Genomic DNA, 21,316 nt, shown 5'->3' with positions numbered 1-21,316 from the left:
CTGCCCTGGCAAAAGGAGAAACTCATGCCCACCCGAGTGTGGTCGCGCCGGCTGCGCACCGCGTTCTACTGGTTCCTCGCCACCGAATTCGCCGTGGGTGCCGTGACCAAGTTCTGGTCCGGCCCCACTTTCGCCGGACCCGCGTACTCGGTCAAGTTCGCCGAATGGGGCTACCCGACGTGGTTCCGGTTCGTCGTCGGCGCGCTCGAAGGGGTCTGCGCGGTGCTCCTCGTCGTGCCGGATCGACGGCCCCGGTTCCTCGCGGCGGCGACGCTGGTCCTGGTGCTCACCGGCGCGGTCACCACCCACATCGTCAACCACGACGAGCTCTACCAGAGCGTCGCGGCCCCGACCCACCTGGTGATCATGGCGATCGTCGCCCTGGCGAACTGGCCGGCGGACTGGCGGGACCTGCTGCGGAGATCACCGCGGCTTCCCTCGACGACCGGGGATGCGCGGTAATCCTTCTCCGTCTCCCCGGGCCGGAGCCGTCGCGTGGCGGCGGCCTCCGGCCGGTCTCACCAGGTGCGTGCACGGCGCACACGGCCGTCCGGGTGATAGGAATGGCCGGTGACCGAACCGAACACCATCGAAGCCGCCGCGGCCGAGGCCGTCACGCTGACCAGTGAACTCATCCGCATCGACACGACCAACACCGGCGATCCCGACACGCTGGTCGGCGAGCGGGCGGCGGCCGAGTACGTCGCGGAGAAGCTGACCGACGCCGGCTACGAGATCACCTACGTCGAGTCGGGTGGGAAGAACCGGCACAACGTCATCGTCCGGCTCGAAGGGGCCGACCCGAGCAGGGGTGCCCTGCTGATCCACGGTCACCTCGACGCCGTGCCCGCCGATCCCTCGGAGTGGTCGGTGCACCCCTTCTCCGGCGCGATCCAGGACGACTACGTCTGGGGTCGCGGGGCCGTCGACATGAAGGACATGTGCGGGATGGCGCTCGCGCTGGCCCGGCACTACAAGCTGAACGACGTCGTGCCCCCTCGCGACCTCGTCTTCGCCTTCCTGGCCGACGAGGAGGCCGGCGGCAAGTACGGCGCCCAGTGGCTGGTCGAGAACCGCCCCGAGCTGTTCGAAGGCGTCACCGAGGCGATCAGCGAGGTCGGCGGGTTCTCGATCACGCTCAAGGACGACGTCCGGGCCTACCTCATCGAGACGGCGGAAAAGGGCATCCGCTGGATGAAGCTGCGCGTGCGGGGCACCGCCGGGCACGGCTCGATGATCCACCGCGACAACGCCGTCACGAAGCTGTCGGAGGCCGTCGCGAAGCTCGGCAACCACCGGTTCCCGCTCGTGCTCACCGACTCGGTCAAGGAGTTCCTCGCCGGCGTCACCGAGATCACCGGCTGGGACTTCCCCGAGGACGACCTCGAAGGCTCGGTGGCCAAGCTCGGCAACATCTCGCGGATGATCGGCGCGACCCTGCGCGACACCGCCAACCCGACCATGCTCACCGCCGGCTACAAGTCGAACGTCATCCCGTCGGTCGCCGAGGCCGCCGTCGACTGCCGGATCCTGCCGGGGCGCCTCGAGGCGTTCGACCGCGAGCTCGACGAGCTGCTCGGCCCGGACATCGAGAAGGAGTGGATGGAGCTGCCGCCGGTCGAGACGACCTTCGACGGCGCGCTCGTGGACGCGATGACCGCCGCCGTGCTGGCCGAAGACCCGGGCGCGAAGACGCTGCCGTACATGCTCTCCGGCGGTACCGATGCGAAGTCGTTCCAGCAGCTCGGCATCCGCAACTTCGGCTTCGCGCCGCTCAAGCTGCCCGCCGACCTCGACTTCTCGGCGCTGTTCCACGGGGTCGACGAGCGGGTCCCGGTCGAGGCGCTGAAGTTCGGCACCCGGGTGCTGGACCGGTTCCTGCGCACGTCCTGATGACCGGGTTCGCGCTCGCCGACGGCACGCCCCTGCAGGTGATCCGCAGGGGCGACCCGGCCGCGCCGGTGACCGTGGTGTTCGTCCACGGCTACGCGCTCGACCAGCGCAGCTGGGGCCGGATCGCGCCGCTGGTGCCGGACGCCGCCGACGGCCCGGTGGCCGTGCTGACCTACGACCAGCGCGGCCACGGCGGCTCGGGGCGGGCGCGGCGCGGCACCGCGACCATGGCGCAGCTCGGCGACGACCTCGCCGAGCTGCTCGAGCGCGAGGTGCCGCAGGGCCGGGTGGTGCTCGTCGGCCACGACATGGGCGGCCTGGCGATCATGTCGCTGTCGCAGCGGCACGCCCCGCTGTTCGCCGAGCGGGTGGCCGGCCTGGTGCTGCTGGCGACGTCGTCGGGCACCCTGGCCGCCGAGGTGTCGGCGACCTGGCCGAACGCGCTGGGCCGGCTGGCCCGCGACCTCGAAGCGGTGCTCGGCTCGAAGCTGTTCGGCGTCGTGCGCGAGCACACCAGCCGGGCGGTGAGCGCGGGTCTGCGCTGGTGGCTGTTCGGCGACGACCCGGACCCGGAGCTGGTCGAGCTGACGGTGAAGATGATCCGCGGCAACTGGCCCCACACGGTAGCGCTGTTCCGCCCGGCCATGGACGCCTACGCGCGGGAAGCGGCGCTGACCCAGGTCGCCGGCCTGCCGGTGACGGCCATCGTGGGGGAGCGGGACCGGATCGTCCGGTCGTCCGATGTGGAGCAGTGGGTCCGCGGCCTCGGGGGCGGGACGGCGGTGGTGCTGCCCGGGATCGGGCACGTCGTGCCGCTGGAGGCCGCGGCCCAGGTGCTGCCGCGGGTCGTCGCCATGGTCAACGCGAGCCACCGGGCCTGAGTCAGCGGGTGCCCGCGGCGAGGAAGATCGGCACCGCGACGAACAGCCGGTCCTCGCGCGCCCGCGAAGCCTGCTCGTCCAGCCAGGCGCCGTCGCCGCCGAGGTTCGCCAGCACCGGCAGGGCCGCCGCGTCCGTCCACACCAGCGCGCGGACCTCGACCGTGACGTCGGTGAACCCGTTGTCCAGCAGCAGGTTCCGGTACCGGCGGGCGATCCGCGGGTGCTGCATGCCGTCCGCTCGCGCGTGGACGATCGACCGGGTGCGCACGGGGTCGTCGGAGTCGATCACGATGGTGTCCCAGTCCTGTCCGGTGAGCACCGCGCGGCCGCCCGGGGCCAGGACGCGGCGGGCCTCGGCGACCGCGAGCGCCGGTTCGGGCAGCACGTGCAGGACCTTGTCGGCGCGGTAACCGGTGACCGAGCCGTCGGCGAGGGGCAGCGCGGCCGCGTCGGCGACGTGGAACTCGCCGTCCGGCCAGCGCGCGCCGGCGACCTCGATCATGGCCGGATCGGCGTCGACGCCGATCGCCCGGACCCCGCGGGCGGCCAGCTCGCCGACGGCCCGCCCGGGGCCGCAGCCGACGTCGACCACGACGTCACCGAGGCCTTCGTAACTGAGTTTTCGCAGGTCGGCAGCTTGCGGGCGGTCGTCGAGGGCGTCGAGGAGGGGAAGCAGCGTGGACATGGCGCCCATCCTGCGACTTAATGCCGGGATGAAGTCAATCGGCGAAGTGGCGGCCCGGTTCGGGTTGCCGGCGCACGTGCTGCGCTACTGGGAGGCGGAAGGGCTGCTGAGCCCGGCCCGCGCCGGTGCCCGGCGCCGCTACACCGACGCGGACCTGCAGCGGGTGGCCGCCATCCTGGTCGCGAAGGAGGCCGGGTTCGAGCTCGCGGACATCCGCACGATGCTGTCCGGGCGGTCCGCGGCCGACCGCGCGGCGATGGCGGCCCGCCAGCGGGACCGGTTGCGGGCCCGGATCGCCCGGGCCCAAGCGGCCCTGGAGCTGCTGGAAGGCGACTGCCCGCACGAAGACCTCATGGCGTGCCCGAACTTCCGGGCCCTCCTCGACCGACAGCTTGAGCGTTCTTGACAACTTCTCTTTTCGGCAAGACACTGGGCGCATGTTCCCCGTGGCGGTGATCGAAGACGCGGCGGCAGCCGAAGTGTCGCTGGACCCGGTCCGGGCCCGGCTGCTGGCCGAACTGGCCGAGCCGGCGTCGGCGACCATGCTCGCCGGGCGCGTCGGCCTGCCGCGCCAGAAGGTCAACTACCACCTGCGCGCGCTGGAAAGCCACGGCCTGGTGGAGCTGGTCGAGGAGCGGCGCAAGGGCAACGTCACCGAGCGGATGATGCGGGCCACCGCGGCCTCCTACGTCATCTCGCCGACGGCGCTGGCCGCCGTCCAGCCGGATCCGGCCCGCTCACCGGACCGGCTCTCGGCCCGCTGGCTGCTCGCCGTCGCCGGACGGCTGGTGCGGGACGTCGGCCTGCTGATCACCGGCGCGGCGAAGGCCCAGCAGCGCGTCGCGACCTTCGCCCTCGACGGCGAGGTGCGGTTCGCCTCCGCCGCCGACCGGGCCGCGTTCGCCGAGGAACTCACGACCGCCGTCACCACCCTGGTGGGCAAGTACCACGACGAGACGGCCGAGAAGGGCCGCTCGCACCGGGTGGTCGTCGCCGTGCACCCGAGCGTCCCCGAGGAGTCCTGACGTGGGCCACGAGTTCGAACTGACCGACACCGCCGAAGTCGGGGCGACGCCGGAGCAGGTGTGGGACGCGATCGCCACCGGACCCGGCATCGACTCGTGGTTCATGGGCCGCAACGAGGTCGAAGGCGGCACCGGCGGCACGGTCCGCGGCGCCTTCGGCGGGTACGAGCCGGAGTACGGCATCCGCTCCTGGGAACCGCCCGGCCGGCTGGCCTACGGCAGCGCGACCGGGCCGGACGGGCGGCGGATCGGGTACGAGTTCCTCGTCGAGGGCCGTGCCTCCGGCAGCACGGTGATCCGCTGCGTGACCAGCGGCTTCCTGCCCGGCGACGACTGGGAGGACGAGTTCGAGGCGATGACCGCGGGCGGCGCGCTGTTCTTCCGCACACTGGTCGAGTACGTCACGCACTTCGCGGGCCGCACGGCGGTGCCGGTGACGGCGTTCGGGCCGCCGGTGGGGGACTGGGACCGGGCCTGGACGCAGCTGGGCGTCGCGCTCGGCCTGGCCGGGCGGCCCGCCGAGGGCGAGCGCGTCCGGCTCGGGCGGGAAGGCGTCGTCTACGCCGTGAACGACCAGGCCGTGGGCGTCCGGACCCCGGACGCGATGTACCGCTTCCTGCGCGGCTTCCACGGGCCGATGGTGGCGTCCCACCACCTCTTCGCACCGGGAACCGACCCCGTGACCGAGGAGAAGGCCTGGGGCGAGTGGCTCGACCGGGTGTTCGGCTAGGTCGGCAGCGCGCCGGGGAGGCTCTGGGCCGTCTTCTTGCGGCGCAGCCACACCCGGCGCGTCCCGTCGGCGTACAGCCGCACGGTGCGCAGTTCCCAGCCCGCGAACTCCGCGTGGATGGAGAGCTGGGTCGCCGCCGCACGCCGGGACACGCCCGGGGGGAGGTGCAGGCGGCGGTACTCCCAATCCCCTTCGACCACCGCCTCGCTGACCGTCGTCATGGCTGGATCACCTGGGTCCCTTCTCCGGCGGCCGAGCCGACGATCACCCGGCCGCTCTTCTCGTCCACTCCCACCGAGTCCGGCTGGCGCACGGTGGGGAACCGGTACTTCTCCACGGGCTCGCCGCCGCGGACGTCGAACCCGACGACCTCGTTGCGTCCGGTGAGCGTCACCCACGCCAGGCTGCGCGTCGCGTCGTAGGCGATCCCGTACGCCCCGCCGGGCACCGGGTACCGCTGCTTCAGGATCAGCGGACCGGCCGAAAACGCCAGCAACGCCCCCGCCCGCGCGTCGGTCACCAGCACCCGGCCGTAGGAGTCCGCCACCGCGTTCGCGGCGCCGTCCCCGGCGCGCAGGCCCTCGTTGACCTTCCCCGCCGCCACGTCGACCGAGAACACCGCCGTCCGCAACCGGTCCAGCACCACCACGCCGTGCCCGGTGTCGACGACGTCGTCGGCGCTGTAGAGCTGCCCGCCGATCGTCCGCGCCGGCCCCGCCGCGGGCAGCACCCGGATGTCCTTGCCCGCCCCCATCGCGACCAGCCGATCAGCCCCGTAGACGATGCTCGACGCGGGCTGCCCGCCGGTCTTCGTCTCGGTCAGCTTCCGGTCCGGCAACGTCAGCTGCTGCACCACACCCGACCCGGGCTCGGCGATCTCGACCCGCCCCGGCGCCACCGACAGCCGGGACGCCGTACTGTATAACGGCATATTCACCGGGGGTGACGCGAGCGCATTCAGGTCGTAGAGCCGCAGTGCAGGGGGTGAAGAAAGCGCAACGACCAGGGTCGAGGTCTTCGGGTCCACGGCGACGGCCGAGACCGCGCCGTCGCCGAGCACCTGACCGGCGGGCTTCACGGTCACGGCGGGGGAGTCGGCCGGGCGGGCGGCGGTCGGGTTCGCCACGATCTGCAGCTCGTCGGACGTCGACTTGGCCGAGGAACAGCCGGAGAGCACCAGTGCACCGGCGAGCGGGAGCGCGATCCACGACACGGCGGCGAGCCGACGCACGTTGCGGCCTCCAGTTGTCCCTCGGTGGGCGGTCTTCACCAGCATGCTCCTTGATCCCCGTGCCGTCACGTGCGTGTCACCGAACAGACACCTGGCGCTCACCGCGGCCAGCGTTCGGGGTAGCCGACCTCGATCGCGCTGACGTCGTCGAGCGCGGACCGGATGGCGGGCGGGAGGGTGATGTCCTCCGCCGCGAGCGAGCCGGTGAGCTGGCCGGTGTCCCGGGCGCCGACGACCGGGGCGACCACGCCGGGCCGGTCGCGGACCCAGGCCAGGGCCACCGCGAGCGGCGACGTGCCGAGCCCGTCGGCGGCGGTCGCGACCGCCTGCACGATCCGGGCGGCGCGGTCGGTGCGGTGGTGTTCGACGTAGCCGGCGTACGCGCTGTTCGCGCCCCGGGAGTCCGCGGGGGTGCCGGTGCGGTACTTGCCGGTCAGCACGCCGCGGCCGAGCGGCGCCCACGGCAGCACCCCGATGCCGTGGTGCTCGGCGGCGGGGACGACCTCGCGGTCCACCCCGCGTTCGAGCAGGGAGTACTCGACCTGGGTGGAGACGAGCGGGGCGACGGCCGGCGCGCCGGCGGCGGCCGTGGCCAGCTGCCAACCCGCGTAGTTCGAAACGCCGACGTACCGGACCTTTCCGCTGGTCACGGCGTACTCGAGCGCGGAGAGCGTCTCGGCGAGGGGCACGCAGTCGTCCCAGGCGTGCAGCTGCCAGAGGTCGATGTGGTCGGTGCCGAGCCGCTTGAGGGAGCCGTCGAGCGCGCTGAGCAGCGCGCCGCGGGAGGCGCCGCCGCCGAACGGGCCTTCGGTGCGCCGGGCGACCGCCTTCGTGGCGACGACGACGTCGTCGCGAGGCACGAGGTCGCCGAGCAGCGAGCCGAGGACCCGTTCGCTCTCGCCCTCGCCGTAGATGTCGGCCGTGTCCACCAGGGTGCCGCCGGCGTCGACGAAGGCGACCAGCTGGCTGGCGGCCTCCTCCGCGTCGGTGTCGCCACCCCAGGTCATGGTGCCGAGCGCCATACGGGAGACGCGCAGTCCCGAGCGGCCGAGCAGTCGCTTTTCCACGACCGCCGAGCCTAGTGGCCTGGCCCGTCCGGAGGAGACCAAGGTGAGTCGTGTCGCGATCAAGGCCCCCGTTAGGGTCGGGCCCCGTGCGACTCGGACTGAATCTCGGCTACTGGGGAACGGGGACGGACCCCGCGAACCTGGCGTTGGTGAAACACGCGGAGGAGCTGGGGTACGCGGTCGTGTGGGCGGCGGAGGCCTACGGCTCGGACGCGGTCACCGTGCTGACGTGGATCGCCGCGCAGACCTCGCGGATCGACGTCGGGGCCGCCGTGCTGCAGATCCCGGCGCGCACGCCGGCGATGACCGCGATGACGGCCGCGACCCTCGACACGCTCTCGGGTGGCCGGTTCCGGCTGGGTCTCGGCGTGTCGGGCCCGCAGGTGTCCGAGGGCTGGCACGGCGTGCGGTTCACCTCGCCGGTGGGCCGCACGCGCGAGTACGCCTCGATCGTGCGTTCGGCGTTGCGGCGGGAGCGGGTGCGGTTCGACGGCGAGCACTTCACGCTGCCGCTGCCGGACGGTCCTGGCAAGGCGCTGCGGATGACCGTCCGGCCGGCCCGCAAGCACCTCCCGCTGTACCTGGCGGCGATCGGGCCGAAGAACCTGGAGCTGGCCGGGGAGATCGCCGACGGCTGGCTGCCGGTGTTCTTCTCGCCGGCGCACGCGGGGGAGCAGCTGGCCCACGTGCGGGCCGGTGCCGAGCGGGCGGGCCGCGGCCTGGCCGGCTTCGACGTCGCGCCGTCCGTGCCGCTGGTGCCCGGGGACGACTGGCGGACCTGCGCGGACGCCGTCCGCGGCTACGCGGCCCTCTACCTGGGCGGGATGGGGAGCAGGGAGAAGAACTTCTACAACCGGCTGGCGTGCCGGATGGGATTCGCGGCCGAGGCCGCCGAAGTGCAGGAGAAGTACCTGGACGGCGACCGGGCGGGGGCGATGGCGGCGGTGCCGCCGGAGTTCCTCGACGCGACGTCGCTGCTGGGTCCGAAGGAACGGATCGCGGAGAAGATGAAGGAATACGCCGAAGCCGGCGTGACGACCCTGTCGGTGTCGCCGTACACGCCGGAGCCGGCCGCGGCGCTGCGCACCGCCGTCGAGGCGCTCGAACTGGCGGGGGTGGCCTGACGTGGGGTGGTTCGAAGCCCTGGTCCTGGGCCTGGTCCAGGGCCTGACCGAGTTCCTGCCGATCTCGTCGAGCGCGCACCTGCGGATCGTCGCGGCGCTGGCCGGCTGGGACGACCCGGGTGCGGCGTTCACCGCCGTCACCCAGATCGGCACCGAGCTGGCGGTGATCATCTACTTCGGGCCGAAGATCGGGAAGATCCTGCGGGCCTGGTTCTTTTCGCTGTACAAGGCGGAGTGGCGCCGGGACCCGGACGCCCGGCTGGGCTGGCTGATCATCGTCGGTTCGCTGCCGATCGTGGTGCTCGGGCTGCTGCTGCAGGACCAGATCGACAGCGCGTTCCGCGACCTGCGGATCACCGCGACCGTGCTCATCGTGTTCGGCGTGATCCTGCTGGTCGCCGACCGGATCGGGAAGCAGGACCGTACGCTCGACGACCTGACCGTGCCGCACGGCCTCGGGTTCGGGTTCGCGCAGGCGCTGGCCCTGATCCCGGGCGTGTCCCGCTCGGGCGGCACCACGAGCGCGGGCCTGCTGCTGGGGTACACCCGCGCCGAGGCGGCGGAGTACTCGTTCCTGCTGGCCCTGCCGGCGGTGTTCGGCTCGGGCGTGTACAAGCTCAAGGACATCGGCGCCGGCGGCGTGCCCGCGCAGTGGGGCCCGACGATCCTGGCCACGCTGGTCGCCTTCGGCGTCGGGTACGCGGTGATCGCCTGGCTGATGGCCTACATCAAGAAGCGCAGCTTCGTGCCGTTCGTGATCTACCGGCTGGTGCTCGGGGTGCTGCTGTACGTGCTGATCTTCAGCGGTGTCCTGGACCCGAACGCGGGTCCGGTCGGGCACTGAGCGCCCCGCGTGGGGACCGCATGATCGGTCCCCACGTAGGGTGGGGCCGTGAGTACGGTCATTCTGCTCCGGCACGGCAAGTCCACGGCCAACGGTTCGGGCGTCCTCGCCGGGCGGTCCCCGAAGGTCAACCTCGACGACACCGGGCGCGCCCAGGCGGAGAAGCTCGTCGAACGCCTCGACGGCGTGCCCCTCGCGGGTCTCGTGGTTTCGCCGATGCTGCGGTGCAAGCAGACCGTCGGCCCCCTGGCGTCGGCCCGCGGGCTCGAGAAGGTCGTCGAGCCCGGGCTGTCCGAAGTGGACTACGGCGACTGGACCGGCCGGGAGCTCAAGCACCTCGCCAAGGAACCGCTCTGGCGGGTCGTGCAGGCGCACGCGTCGGCCGCGGTGTTCCCGGGCGGCGAAGGGCTGGCGGCGATGCAGGCGCGGTCGGTGGCGGCCGTCCGCGCGCACGACCGGCGGATCTCGGCCGAGCACGGCGACCACGCCGTCTGGCTCCTGTGCAGCCACGGCGACGTGATCAAGTCCATCCTCGCCGACGCCCTCGGCCAGCACCTGGACGCCTTCCAGCGGATCGTCGTCGACCCGGCGTCGATCTCGGTGGTGCGGTACACCGAGACGCGGCCGTTCGTCATGCGGGTCAACGACCACGGCGGCGACCTCCGCGGGATCGTGCCGCCGGAGCCCAAGCCCAAGCGCGGGAAGAAGACCGGTAAAGACGGTGTGAGCAGCGACGCCGTGGTCGGCGGTACCACGGGGCGGTGACCCCCGGCCACCTCCGGAGAGCGCTGACATCGATGGCGGAGGAGCACGTAGGGTGGCGGGACCGAGTGTGTCTGTCCCCGACCAGGAGCCTGCCCCGATGATTTCGCCGGACAACCCGTTCGCCGCACCCAGCGAGCTGCCCTACGCCCTGCCGCCCTTCGACCGGATCTCCGACGAGCACTACCGGCCCGCGTTCGAGGCCGGGCTGGCCGAGCACGCGGCGGAGATCGAGCAGATCGCGGCGCAGGACGCCGAGCCGACGTTCGAGAACACCATCGTGGCCCTCGAACGCGCCGGCGAGCTGCTGGGCCGGGTGGCGAGCGTGTTCTACAACCTGTCCGGCTCCAACAGCACCGACGAGATCCAGGCCATCCAGGCGGAGTTCGCGCCGAAGCTGGCCGCCCACTACGACGCCATCCACCTGAACCCGCAGCTGTTCGCCCGGATCGACGCCCTGCACGCGCGCCGCGGCGAGCTCGGCCTGGACGAGGAGTCGCTGCGGCTGCTGGAACGGCGGCACACCGACTTCAGCCGGGCCGGTGCCGGGCTCGGCGAGGCCGAGCAGGCCCGCCTGCGCGAACTGAACGGGCAGCTCTCCACGCTGCAGACGAAGTTCCAGCAGAACCTGCTGAAGGACACCAACGAGCTGGCGGTCGTCATCGCCGACCGCGCCGAGCTCGACGGCTTCGGCGAAGGCGCGATCGCCACCGCGGCCGAAGCGGCGGCCGCCCGGGGTGAGGACGGCAAGTACGTGCTCACGCTGAGCCTGCCGACCAGCCAGGCCTCCCCGCTGGAGACCCTGCGCAACCGCGACGTCCGCGAGCGCATCCACGCCGCCTCGATGGCGCGGGGCAACCGCGGCAACGACTACGACAACAACGCCGTCGTCGCCGAGGTCGTGCGGCTGCGCGCGGAACGGGCCGCCCTGCTGGGCTACCCGAACCACGCCGCCTACGTCATCGCGGACGAGACCGCGAAGACGGCCGAAGCCGCCGCCGGGCTGCTGGAGCGGCTGGCGCCCGCCGCCGTGGCGAACGCCCGCGCCGAAGCCGCCGAGCTGCAGCGGCTGCTGGAGGCCGACGTGCCGGGTGCGAAGCTGCGGCCGTCGGACTGGCCGTTCTACGCCGCCCAGGTCCGCCGCGAGCGCTTCGACGTCGACACCGAGGCCCTGCGGCCGTACTTCGAAGCCGACCGGGTGTACCTCGACGGCGTCTTCTTCGCCGCGACGAAGCTGTACGGGCTGACCTTCACCGAGCGCGAAGACCTGCCCAAGTACCACCCGGAGGTCCGCACCTTCGAGGTCTTCGACGCCGACGGCACCCCGCTGGGCCTGTACCTGCTCGACCTGTACACCCGCGACGCCAAGCGCGGCGGCGCCTGGATGAACACCTTCGTCGACCAGTCCGAGCTGCTCGGGCGCAAGACGGTGGTGGTCAACGTGCTCAACGTGAACAAGCCGCCGGCGGGGGAGCCGACCCTGCTGACCTTCGACGAGGTCGTCACCGCGTTCCACGAGTTCGGCCACGCGCTCCACGCGCTGGTCTCCTCGGTCCGCTACCCGACCTTCTCCGGCACCAACGTGCCGCGCGACTTCGTCGAATACCCCTCGCAGGTCAACGAGATGTGGATGCTGTGGCCGGAAGTGCTGGCCCACTACGCCAAGCACCACGAGACCGGCGAGGCCCTGCCGCCGGAGCAGGTCGAGAAGCTGCTCGCCGCCCAGCAGTACGGCGAAGGGTTCTCCACCACCGAGTACCTCGCGGCGTCCCTGCTCGACCAGGCCTGGCACGGCCTCGGCGTCGACGACAACGTGGGGGAGGTGCAGCCGTTCGAGGCGGCGGCGCTGGTGAAGGCGGGTGTGGCCGTCGACGCGATCCCGCCGCGCTACCGCACGACGTACTTCGCCCACATCTTCAGCGGCGGCTACAGCGCCGGGTACTACTCCTACATCTGGAGCGAAGTCCTCGACGCCGACACCGTCCAGTGGTTCCGCGAAAACGGGGGACTGACCCGCGAGAACGGTGACCACTTCCGCCGCACCCTGCTCGGCCGGGGCGGCAGCATCGACCCGATGGACGCCTTCCGCGCCTTCCGGGGCCGCGACCCCGAGATCGACCCCCTGCTGGCCCGCCGAGGCCTCGGCGGAGTCTGACTCACTACTGTATAACGACCTATACTGTGGGGCTGATTTCTAAAAAACCAGCCCCACAGTAGTACCTGCCCAAAACCAGCAAGGACACCGGCAACGCGCTCAGGTCACCAGGTCGAGCCAGGCTTCCGCGAGCGCGCGGTGGCCGGCCGGAGTCGGGTGCACGCCGTCCTCCGACCAGCGTTCCGGCCGGTCCGACGTGGACAGCGCGGCGAAGAGGGCGTCGGCGGCGAGCAGTTCGGCGTGGTACTCGGCCGCGAGGTCCCGCACGGCGCGGATCTTCGGGTCGAGGCCGGTGCGCCAGGCCTGCCGGGTGTCTTCGCCGACGACGACTTCGGCGGCATCGCCGTCTCGGTGGATGCCGGCCGTGATGTCGCCGCGGACCGGCACGAGGAACGGTTCGATGAGGATGAGTGCCGTGCCCGCTTCGGCGAGGGGGGCCAGCAGGCGGTGGTAGTTCGCGGTGAACTCGGCTGCGGACATCTCGCGGGCCGTGGGGTCGAAGGTGTGCCGTCCGTTGTCGTTGACGCCGACGAGGACGGACACGACGTCGGGGTGGGCGTCGAGGACGTCGGTTCGCCAGCGGGCCTCGAGGTCTTCGGTGGTGTCTCCGGCGTGGGCGGCGTTGATCCAGGTCAGCGGCCGTGCGGGGTGGCGGAAGCACCATTCGCCCGCGACGAGCAGGGGGTAGCCGCAGCGGTCCTCGCCGTCGGGGCGCCAGAGGTCGGTGATGGAGTCGCCGGTGAACAGCACCGTGCTGTGGGGCTCGAGGGTGATCGTCATGGGGCCGAGCCTGGTGGGTGCGGCTGGCGGGGAACGCACGCCGGGCTGGCAGCCGGCTGGCATTCCCCGCCGCGGGGTGTCAGGCCGTGGCGGCTCGCTCGCGGGCGACGATGCGGTCGACGAAGCCGTAGGAGAGGGCTTCGTCGGCGTCGAACCAGCGGTCCCGGTCGGCGTCGGCGGTGATGCGCTCGACGGTTTGGCCGGTCTGCCGGGCGGTGATTTCGGCGATGCGGCGCTTCATCCGGCCGAAGACCTCGGCCTGGATGGCGATGTCGGTGGCGGCGCCGCCGATGCCGGCCGAGGGCTGGTGCATGACGATCCGGGTGTTGGGCAGCAGGTAGCGCTTGCCGGGGGTGCCGGAGGAGAGCAGGAACTGGCCCATGGAGGCGACGAAGCCGAGGCCGTACGTGGCGACGTCGGGCTGGACGAGCTGCATGGTGTCGTAGATGGCCATGCCGGCGGTAACCGAGCCGCCGGGTGAGTTGATGTAGAAGGTGATGTCCTTCGCCGGGTCGTCGGCGGCGAGCAGGAGCAGCTGCGCGACGATGCGGTTGGCGACTTCGTCGTTCACCTCGGAGCCGAGGAAGACGATCCGGTCGCGCAGGAGCTGGTGGTACACCGATTCGTCGGGGTTCTGGGCGGCGGTGGCCTGCATGTCGGGCACGGCGAGAAGGGTCATGGCCTGACCGTAGGGCGCAAGATCGGGTTGGCGGTGGCGGTTTCGCTGTGAGCGTGCGGTGTTCGCCGGACGCGAAAGGGGGCCGCCGTCCATTCCGGACGACGGCCCCCTTTCGCGGGTGCGGGTGGCTCAGATGAGGCCGAGCTTCTGCACGGTGTCGCGTTCCTCGACGAGCTCGTTGACGGAGGCGTCGATGCGGGCGCGGGAGAAGTCGTCGATCTCGAGGCCCTGGACGATCTTGTACTGGCCGTTCTCGGCGGTGACCGGGAAGGAGGAGATGAGGCCTTCGGGAACGCCGTAGGAGCCGTCGGAGGCGACGGCGGCGGAGGTCCAGTCGCCGGCCGGGGTGCCGTTGACCCAGGTGTAGACGTGGTCGATGGCGGCGGAGGCGGCCGAGGCGGCGGAGGAGAGGCCGCGGGCTTCGATGATGGCCGCGCCGCGCTTGGCGACGGTGGGGATGAAGTCGCTTTCGAGCCAGGCCTGGTCGACGGCGTCGGCGATGCTCTTGCCGCCGAATTCGGCGTGCTGGACCGAGGGGTACTGGGTGGCGGAGTGGTTGCCCCAGATGGCGACCTTCTTGAGGTCGGTGACCGGGACGCCGAGCTTCTTGGCGAGCTGGGCGAGGGCGCGGTTGTGGTCGAGGCGGGTCATCGCGGTGAAGCGGTCGGCGGGCACGTCGGGGGCGTGCGAGCGGGCGATGAGGGCGTTGGTGTTGGCGGGGTTGCCGACGACGAGGACCTTGATGTCGTCGGCGGCGCCGGCGTTGATGGCTTCGCCCTGTGGCTTGAAGATGCCGCCGTTGGCCTCGAGGAGGTCGCCGCGCTCCATGCCCTTGCTGCGGGGGCGGGCGCCGACGAGGAGGGCGATGTTGGTGCCTTCGAAGGCCTGCTTGGGGTCGTCGAAGATGTCGGTGCCGGCGAGGAGGGGGAACGCGCCGTCTTCGAGTTCCATCGCGGTGCCTTCGGCCGCCTTGACCGCCTGCGGGATCTCGAGGAGCCGCAGCTTCACGGGGACGTCCTGGCCCAGGAGCTGACCGGACGCGATGCGGAAGAGCAGCGCGTAGCCGATCTGGCCGGCGGCGCCGGTGACGGTCACGTTGACTGGGGCTTGGGTCATTGCGGTTCTCCAGCTTGAGACGACTTTGGCTAGTGGTGTGGAGCCTATCCCTCCCGGGCGTCGCTGGTCGGGTGCGTCCAGTCACTGTTGCCGAGATCGCTTTTCGGGGGTCCGGGTGGCGAAGCCCCGGCCCGGGAGCCTGGACAGCAGCTGTGGCGGGTTGTGCGCCGGTGGCGGAGATCGGTTGTGCCGGACGTCGCGTGGGTGATCGCGGGTGGGCGCCGGGGGAGCGGGGGTGCGAAATCGTTTTCCCTCCGCATTTATCCGCGTACGCCGGAATGGGCTTCGCGAAAATTGTCGAAAGGTGAGCAATGTCGCTTGGTGGGACGTCTGTGCAGCGTTGCTCCGTTCAGCGGGGTTTGCTTCCATGATCCTTTCGCTACCATGGTCGGCGCCCCCGTCCCCAATTTGAATGTATTGGGAAGGATTCCGATGCTGTCTGCGGTCGTTGCTGCCGTAATGGCGCTGTCCTCAGTGGTCGCCCCGCATTCGTGGAACACTCCTCCGCCGCCCGACAAGATCGTCATCGACGTCGTCAACGCCATCGGTACCGGCTGTCCGCCCAACACGTCCGCGGTCGCGGTTTCGCAGGACAACACGGCGTTCACGGTGACCTACAGCGCCTACACGGCGTTGGTCGGGGTCGGTGCCGGGCCGCTGGACGCCAGGAAGAACTGCCAGATCGGCCTGCGGGTGCACGTGCCGCAGGGGTTCACCTACGGAATCGCGCAGGCCGACTACCGCGGGTTCGCGCACCTGGAAAAGGGTGCGACCGGCCTGGAAAGAGCGAATTACTATTTCCAGGGCAATTCTCCGACGGCTTACATCCAGCATCCGCTGACGGGTGCGTTCGAGGACGACTGGCATTTCACCGATTCGACTGAGGTCGGGGCCATCGTGTTCAAGCCGTGTGGCGAGGAACGCAACCTGAACATCAACACGGAATTGCGGGCCGCGGCCGGGACGTCGGATCCGAAGAAGACGACGAGCTACGTCACCATGGACTCGACCGACGGCAGCATCACCACGGTGTACCACTTCGCGTGGCTGACCTGCCCGTGATCGGCTCCGGGTGACCGGAGGTCCAGAGGGGCGGCGCGGGCGGAACGCCGCGCCGCCCCGGGTCAGGGCCTCGCGGGGGCTCGTGGGTCGGTGGCTTCGACGCCGAAGACGCCGCCGAGGGAGACGAGGGCTTCGTCGAGGTGGCTGAGGCTGGAGAGGACGGCGCGGGTTTCGGCCGCTTCGACGCGGTCGGAGACGGGGGTGCCGTCGTCGCGCACGAGCGTGCCGGGTGTGGGGCCACCCGGGGCGCCGAGCGCGGTGCGGAGGACGTCGATGTTGGTCAGCAGCCGTCCGGTGAACTGCCGGAGCCGGTCGGTGTCGGCGCCGGCGAGCAGGCCGGGCTGGGCGCGGGCGGCGACGTGGCGGGCGCGGAAGGCGATGGTTTCGAGGGTGGTGAGCACGTGCCAGCCGTAGTCGCGGCGGGCGCTGCGGAGGTTCACCGGGTGGGTGAGCGGTTCGATGGTGGTGCGGACCTGGTCGACGCTGCGGTCGAGGTCGCGGGAGAGTTCGATGACGTTGACGTTCTCTTCGCCGGCGAGGAGGCCGCAGGTGTGTTCGAGGAATTCTTCGAGGTCGGCGAGCACCTCGTTGACGTCGTCGAGCATGACCGAGCGGGTGCGGACGGGGACGATGACGACGGCGGCGAGGATGCCGGCGGCGGCGCCGACGGCGGTTTCGGCGACGCGGATCCAGAGCACTTCGAGGCTGAAGGTGCCGAGGAGGCTGTAGAGCAGGCCGAGCATGCTGGTGACGAAGAAGGCCATCACGACCTGGGAGACGCGGGCGGTGTAGACCATCCCGAACACGCAGACGAGGATGAGGCCGAGGGTGGCGGGGGTGTTGCCGCCGACCAGCAGGGCGAGCAGGACGCCGCCGACGATGCCGATGAGGGTGCCGCCGAGGCGGCGGACGCCTTTGACGAAGGTGGCGCCGGCGCTGGAGGCGCCGATGAAGACGACGAACACGGTGAGCACGGCCCAGTACCAGCGCTGGTGGGAGACGAGGGTGCCGCCGAGGACGGCGAGCCCGCCGCCGACGACGGCTTGGATGGCGCTGCGGGTGCGGTTGTCGTAGGCGAACGCCGGGGTGGGCTCGTCGTCGTCTTCCTCGAGCGGGTCGGGGGTGGCTTCGGGGGTGGCGGCGCGCTGGGCCCGGTCGTCGGCGAGTGCGAGTTCGGCGAGGGCTTTGCGGACGCCGTCGCCGGGCGCGGCGTGTTCGTCGATGCGGCTGCCTTCGACGAGCATCCGGCTGTACTCGCCGGTTTCGCTGATCAGGGGCAGTTCGCGGGGGTCGCGTTCCATGAGGGCGCGGAAGCGGGCGAGGCGGGCGATGAGGTCGTCGCGGACTTCGGTGGTGAGTTCGTCGGAGCAGGTGCGCTGGACGGTGCTGGCCAGCCAGCCGACGGCGAGTTCGACTTCGATGGCGCGGCGGCGCAGGCGGTCGGCGGCGCGGGCGTCGACGACGTCGGGGGCGGCGTCTTCGATGAGCAGCACGCATTCGTGCAGCCGGGCCAGCGCGGAGCGCAGTTGCTTGCGGGTGCGTTCGCTGCCGTTGACCGCGAGGTAGGCCTCGGTGGCGCGGACGACGGCGCCGAGGCGGGCGCGGAAGGCCCGGCGGACGCGGAGGAATTCGGCCTCGGGGTTGTGCCGGAGCAGGACGAACCGGACGACGGCGTTGGCGAGGACACCGACGCCGAGGGCCATCAGCAGCTGCGGTACCTGCTTGACGTGGGCCTGCAGGAACATCGGGAAGAAGAACAGGAAGAAGGCGATCGAGCCGAGCGCGGTGCCGCGGGGGCCGAAGCGCTGGGCGTAGACGGCGACGAAGATCAGCAGGACGAACACGACGCTGTCCAGCGGTGGCCGAGCCGATCCGAGGCTGGCGACGGTGATCGAGGCGCCGCCGGTGAGGAAGGCCAGGACGAGGGTGACGGCCTGGCTGCCCGGGGTGGGGTCGTTGACGGTGAACGCCGTCATCATCGCGGCGATGGCGCCGACGAGGGTGACGGTGAGCGGGACGTGCGCGGGCAGCAGCGCGACGACGGCGAGGACGATGCCGAGCACGGCGGAGCCGGCCAGGCGCAGCCGGACCAGGCCGGGGTCGGCCGCCGCGAGCCGGTCCAGTGCGGCGGTGCGGAACTGGTTCATCGGGCGAGGAGCTCCCACTGGGCGAGGGTGGTGCGGCGGCCGCGGGTGGCGGTGATCCGCAGCCGGTAGCGGGCGTGCGCGGCCGGGGTGGCGAGGAGGAACGGGCGGGTCTGGCGGCGCCAGCGGAACAGCTCGTCCGAGCGTTCGTCGAGCGTGGTCCAGGAGGTGCCGTCGTCGGAGCCTTCCAGCACCCACGCGCCGGCGTCGCCGCCGCGGGCGCCGGAGGTCAGGGTGTACATCGTGACTTCGCGGGGTTCGCCGGTGACGGTGAACTCGATCGCCGGGGTGGCGCTCGAGAAGGTGACCTGGGTGCGGGTGGTGTCGTCGAAGAGCGCGGCGACCTTGGTGCCGTCGGAGCTGGTCGCGGTGCCGGTGAGGTCGGTGACCGGGACCGGTTGCTCGGGCGGTGGCGGCGGGGTGCCCCAGCCGGTGGGTTCGGTGGTCAGGTCGAAGACGAGTTCGGCGCCGCCGGCGAGGGTGGCGTGGGCGATGGACGTGCTTTCGTGCGGTTCGCCGTCGACGGTGAGCCCGCGGACGTAGACGGTCTCGTCGGTGTTGCCGGGGGCGTGCACGACGAGCTTCCGGCCGCCGCCCAGGTGCACGGTGGCCTTTTCGAACAGCGGTGAGCCGATGGCGTAGCGCGGGCTGCCGACGGCGAGGGGGTAGAAGCCCAGGGCGCTGAAGACGTACCAGGCGGACATTTCGCCGTTGTCCTCGTCGCCGGGGTAGCCCTGGCCGATCTCGCTGCCGAGGTAGAGCCGCCGCAGCACCTCGCGCACGACGGCCTGGGTCTTCGCGGGCGCGCCGGCGTGGTTGTAGACGTAGGGGATGTGGTGGGAGGGCTGGTTGGAGTGGCCGTACTGGCCCATCCGCACGTCGCGGGCCTCGGTCATCTCGTGGATGAGGCCGCCGTAGGCGCCGGGGCGGCGGCCGGTCTCGGGGGTGGCGAAGAAGGTGTCGAGCTTGGCTTCCAGTCCGGCGGTGCCGCCGTGGAGGGCGGCGAGGCCGGGGCCGTCGTGCGGCGCGGTGAAGGCGGTGTTCCAGGCGTTGGTTTCGACGAAGTCGCCGCCCCAGGCGGCCGGGTCGTAGCCGTGCGCGGCGAACTTGCGGCGGCCGTCGCGGTGGCGGCCCTGGAAGAAGCCGATCGCGGGGTCGAAGTGGTGGACGTAGTGCTTCGCGCGTTCGCGGAAGTAGGCCGCGTAGTCGGCGTAGTGCCGGGCCCGCCGGCCGTCGCTTTCGCGGGACAGCGTGTCGGCGAGGTTGGCGAGGCCGAAGTCGTTGATGCAGCCTTCCAGCGCCCAGGACAGTCCTTCGTGGACCGTCACCGGGGTGTAGTGCAGGAAGATCGACTCTTCGAGGCCCTTGCGGCCGACCGCCCCGCGCGGCGGGGTGACGGTGGCGTTCTTGAGCGCGGCGTCGAAGGCGGCCTCGACGTCGAAGTCGCGGACGCCCTTGAGGTAGGCGTCGGCGAAGGCGACGTCGGAACTGGTGCCGGTCATCAGGTCCGCGTAGCCGGGGGAGGACCAGCGGGCGATCCAGCCGCCTTCGCGGTACTGCTGGACGAACCCGTCGATCATCCGGGCGCAGCGCTGCGGGGTGAGCAGCGCGTAGGCGGGCCAGGTGGTGCGGTAGGTGTCCCAGAAGCCGTTGTTGACGTACAGCTCGCCGTCGACGACCTTCGCGCCGGTCCGCCGCCGGGTGCTCGGCCACCAGCGGCGCACGACCGGGCTGGCGTGGCGGATGCCGTTCGGCGTGTTTTCGTGGGCGACGTTCGGGTAGAGGAACAGCCGGTAGAGGTTGGAGTACAGCGTGGTGCGCTGGTCTTCGGTGGCGCCTTCGACTTCGACGCGGCCGAGCTCCTCCTGCCACAGGCGCCTGGCCTGGGCCGCGACCTGCTCGAACGTCGTCCCGTCGGGGATTTCCAGTTCCAGGTTGCGCTTGGCCTGGGCGAGGCTGATCAGCGAGGTCGCGATCCGCAGGGTGACCTCGGGGCCGTCGAACTCGAAGTAGCCCGAGACCCGCCGCCACGGCGGGAGGCGGACCTTGGCGCCGCGGGTGGCGGGGGCGTCGGTGACGCCGTAGACGAACATCCGGCGGGCGCCGGCGGAGAGCCGGCTGCGGACCCGGGTGTACCCGGTGACCACGCCGGTGTCGGGGTAGATCTTGAGGCGGCCGCGGTTGCGGACGTTGTCGAACAGCAGCCAGCCGTGCTTGTCCGGGAAGGTGAACCGCATGATCGCCGCGTGCGAGGTCGGGGCGAGGTCGGCGGTCATCCCGTTGGCGAACCGGACCCCGTAGTGGTGCGGTGAGCCGGTTTCGTCGGCGTGGGAAAAGGCCAGGGCGCGCTTGCGGCGGTCGGGCTCGACCGGGCCGGTGCCGGGCATGACGTGGAAGGTGTGCCGGTCCCCCATCCACGGGCTGGGCTGGTGCGACAGCGCGAGCGCCTGCAGCGCCGGGCGGTTCTGCTCGTCGTTGTGGCGGTGGTAGGAGTAGAGCCAGTTGGTGACGCCGGCGTCGGTGACCGGGGTCCAGAAGTTGAACCCGTGCGGCACCGCCGTCGCGGGGAAGTTGTTGCCGCGGGAGAACTCGCCGCTGGAGTGGGTGCCGCGGGTCGTGCGCACGCAGTCGACGGGGTCGCGCGGCGGCTCGGGGCGCTCGGCGATCCGGACGTCGTCGAGCCAGCCGTCGATGTCGTCGGCGGGGGAGGCGGTGCGCAGCACGAGCCGGCTGATCCGGCGCCCGGCGAACGCCCCCAGCGGCCGGCGGACGAGGTTCCACTGGTCCACCCACAGCGTCTTGTCGTCGACCGGGGCGAAGCCGGCGGAGGTGCCGTCGGCGAACTCGACGTCCAGGCTGACGCGGGTGGCGTGGTAGGCCGGGATGTCGCCGTCGGCGACGGGGAAGACCACATAGGACAGCTCGGTCCGCGCGGTGACGGGTGCGTCGAGTTCGAACAGGACGGCGTGCGGCCGGGCGGTGTAGCGCAGGGCACGCGTGCCGGTGAAGCCGGCGCCGGTCTTGGCCGTGGGGGAGCGGTCCGGGCCGCTGCCGACGTGCAGGCCGGGGTCCGCCGGCTGCGGGTCACCGGTTTCGAAGGACGAGAAGAACACGGCGTCGGACATGCGCACACCGTAT

The 21,316-nt window shown here is 71.7% G+C and carries 20 protein-coding genes; 11 read left to right on the top strand and 9 right to left on the bottom strand.

Going from position 1 to position 21,316, the window contains the following annotated elements; genetic code table 11:
• Window positions 1–24 precede the first annotated feature (24 nt).
• The 3 genes from ACLJPY_RS05195 (at window position 25) to ACLJPY_RS05185 (ending at window position 2,774) form a co-directional block, all read left to right on the top strand.
• Complete coding sequence (locus tag ACLJPY_RS05195) at window positions 25–462, top strand: DoxX family protein (protein WP_410586859.1); 438 nt, start codon at window positions 25–27, stop codon at window positions 460–462.
• A 108-nt stretch (window positions 463–570) separates the two neighbouring features.
• Complete coding sequence (locus ACLJPY_RS05190) at window positions 571–1,893, top strand: M20/M25/M40 family metallo-hydrolase (RefSeq protein ID WP_410586858.1); 1,323 nt, start codon at window positions 571–573, stop codon at window positions 1,891–1,893.
• Window positions 1,893–2,774, top strand: coding sequence for an alpha/beta fold hydrolase (locus tag ACLJPY_RS05185; RefSeq protein WP_410586857.1), 882 nt, complete (start codon window positions 1,893–1,895; stop codon window positions 2,772–2,774). The genes ACLJPY_RS05190 and ACLJPY_RS05185 overlap by 1 nt, the downstream gene beginning before the upstream one ends.
• Window position 2,775: 1 nt before the next feature.
• Here ACLJPY_RS05185 and ACLJPY_RS05180 read toward each other — a convergent pair whose 3' ends face one another.
• Window positions 2,776–3,459 (bottom strand): methyltransferase domain-containing protein, encoded by a 684-nt coding sequence (locus ACLJPY_RS05180; protein ID WP_410586856.1) that lies wholly within the window; start codon window positions 3,457–3,459, stop codon window positions 2,776–2,778.
• Between the two features lie 28 nt (window positions 3,460–3,487).
• Here ACLJPY_RS05180 and ACLJPY_RS05175 point away from each other — a divergent pair, with 28 nt between their 5' ends.
• The 3 genes from ACLJPY_RS05175 to ACLJPY_RS05165 are packed head-to-tail and all read left to right on the top strand — an operon-like array spanning window position 3,488 to window position 5,214.
• Entirely contained in the window at window positions 3,488–3,865 is a 378-nt protein-coding gene (locus tag ACLJPY_RS05175) for a MerR family transcriptional regulator (RefSeq protein ID WP_410586855.1), read from the top strand.
• A gap of 31 nt (window positions 3,866–3,896) precedes the next feature.
• Complete coding sequence (locus ACLJPY_RS05170; protein ID WP_410586854.1) at window positions 3,897–4,484, top strand: ArsR/SmtB family transcription factor; 588 nt, start codon at window positions 3,897–3,899, stop codon at window positions 4,482–4,484.
• Between the two features lies 1 nt (window position 4,485).
• Complete coding sequence (locus ACLJPY_RS05165; protein ID WP_410586853.1) at window positions 4,486–5,214, top strand: SRPBCC family protein; 729 nt, start codon at window positions 4,486–4,488, stop codon at window positions 5,212–5,214.
• Here the strand turns inward: ACLJPY_RS05165 and ACLJPY_RS05160 are convergent.
• From ACLJPY_RS05160 to ACLJPY_RS05150, 3 genes are all read right to left on the bottom strand, one after another.
• Window positions 5,211–5,435 (bottom strand): DUF5703 family protein, encoded by a 225-nt coding sequence (locus tag ACLJPY_RS05160; protein ID WP_354826159.1) that lies wholly within the window; start codon window positions 5,433–5,435, stop codon window positions 5,211–5,213. The genes ACLJPY_RS05165 and ACLJPY_RS05160 overlap by 4 nt on opposite strands.
• A complete protein-coding gene (locus ACLJPY_RS05155; RefSeq protein ID WP_410587007.1) occupies window positions 5,432–6,445 on the bottom strand; it encodes a YncE family protein in 1,014 nt (337 codons plus the stop codon). The genes ACLJPY_RS05160 and ACLJPY_RS05155 overlap by 4 nt, the downstream gene beginning before the upstream one ends.
• Window positions 6,446–6,543: 98 nt before the next feature.
• The gene (locus ACLJPY_RS05150; protein WP_410586852.1) at window positions 6,544–7,512 is read right to left on the bottom strand and encodes an aldo/keto reductase; all 969 of its coding nucleotides are present in this window, start codon (window positions 7,510–7,512) and stop codon (window positions 6,544–6,546) included.
• A gap of 86 nt (window positions 7,513–7,598) precedes the next feature.
• On the opposite strand from ACLJPY_RS05150, the gene ACLJPY_RS05145 reads away from it, so the two are divergent.
• The 4 genes from ACLJPY_RS05145 to ACLJPY_RS05130 all read left to right on the top strand — a co-directional run bounded on the left by ACLJPY_RS05145 (window position 7,599) and on the right by ACLJPY_RS05130 (window position 12,397).
• Window positions 7,599–8,636, top strand: coding sequence for an LLM class F420-dependent oxidoreductase (locus ACLJPY_RS05145; protein ID WP_410586851.1), 1,038 nt, complete (start codon window positions 7,599–7,601; stop codon window positions 8,634–8,636).
• Between the two features lies 1 nt (window position 8,637).
• Window positions 8,638–9,480 (top strand): undecaprenyl-diphosphate phosphatase, encoded by an 843-nt coding sequence (locus tag ACLJPY_RS05140; protein WP_410586850.1) that lies wholly within the window; start codon window positions 8,638–8,640, stop codon window positions 9,478–9,480.
• A gap of 48 nt (window positions 9,481–9,528) precedes the next feature.
• Window positions 9,529–10,245: a histidine phosphatase family protein gene (locus ACLJPY_RS05135; RefSeq protein ID WP_410586849.1), complete on the top strand. Its 717-nt coding sequence runs from the start codon at window positions 9,529–9,531 to the stop codon at window positions 10,243–10,245.
• 97 nt (window positions 10,246–10,342) lie between these two features.
• Window positions 10,343–12,397: a M3 family metallopeptidase gene (locus ACLJPY_RS05130; protein ID WP_410586848.1), complete on the top strand. Its 2,055-nt coding sequence runs from the start codon at window positions 10,343–10,345 to the stop codon at window positions 12,395–12,397.
• A gap of 99 nt (window positions 12,398–12,496) precedes the next feature.
• Here ACLJPY_RS05130 and ACLJPY_RS05125 read toward each other — a convergent pair whose 3' ends face one another.
• The 3 genes from ACLJPY_RS05125 to ACLJPY_RS05115 all read right to left on the bottom strand — a co-directional run bounded on the left by ACLJPY_RS05125 (window position 12,497) and on the right by ACLJPY_RS05115 (window position 14,972).
• A complete protein-coding gene (locus ACLJPY_RS05125) occupies window positions 12,497–13,177 on the bottom strand; it encodes an SGNH/GDSL hydrolase family protein (protein ID WP_410586847.1) in 681 nt (226 codons plus the stop codon).
• A gap of 79 nt (window positions 13,178–13,256) precedes the next feature.
• Window positions 13,257–13,856 (bottom strand): ClpP family protease, encoded by a 600-nt coding sequence (locus ACLJPY_RS05120; RefSeq protein ID WP_410586846.1) that lies wholly within the window; start codon window positions 13,854–13,856, stop codon window positions 13,257–13,259.
• Between the two features lie 129 nt (window positions 13,857–13,985).
• Entirely contained in the window at window positions 13,986–14,972 is a 987-nt protein-coding gene (locus ACLJPY_RS05115; protein ID WP_410586845.1) for a malate dehydrogenase, read from the bottom strand.
• Between the two features lie 432 nt (window positions 14,973–15,404).
• Here ACLJPY_RS05115 and ACLJPY_RS05110 point away from each other — a divergent pair, with 432 nt between their 5' ends.
• Window positions 15,405–16,034, top strand: a complete 630-nt coding sequence (locus tag ACLJPY_RS05110) for a DUF4360 domain-containing protein (RefSeq protein WP_410586844.1) — start codon at window positions 15,405–15,407, stop codon at window positions 16,032–16,034.
• 62 nt (window positions 16,035–16,096) lie between these two features.
• On the opposite strand, the gene ACLJPY_RS05105 is transcribed toward ACLJPY_RS05110, so the two are convergent.
• Both ACLJPY_RS05105 and ACLJPY_RS05100 read right to left on the bottom strand, forming a co-directional pair.
• Complete coding sequence (locus ACLJPY_RS05105; RefSeq protein WP_410586843.1) at window positions 16,097–18,181, bottom strand: FUSC family protein; 2,085 nt, start codon at window positions 18,179–18,181, stop codon at window positions 16,097–16,099.
• Window positions 18,178–21,303: a GH92 family glycosyl hydrolase gene (locus ACLJPY_RS05100; RefSeq protein WP_410586842.1), complete on the bottom strand. Its 3,126-nt coding sequence runs from the start codon at window positions 21,301–21,303 to the stop codon at window positions 18,178–18,180. Before ACLJPY_RS05100 ends, ACLJPY_RS05105 begins: the two co-directional genes overlap by 4 nt.
• Window positions 21,304–21,316: the final 13 nt, after the last annotated feature.

Source organism: Amycolatopsis sp. lyj-23 (genome assembly GCF_046549135.1).
In the GTDB taxonomy this organism is placed as follows: domain Bacteria; phylum Actinomycetota; class Actinomycetes; order Mycobacteriales; family Pseudonocardiaceae; genus Amycolatopsis.
Note: the sequence above shows the minus strand (reverse complement) of the source record. Positions and strands in the feature narration are given on the sequence as shown.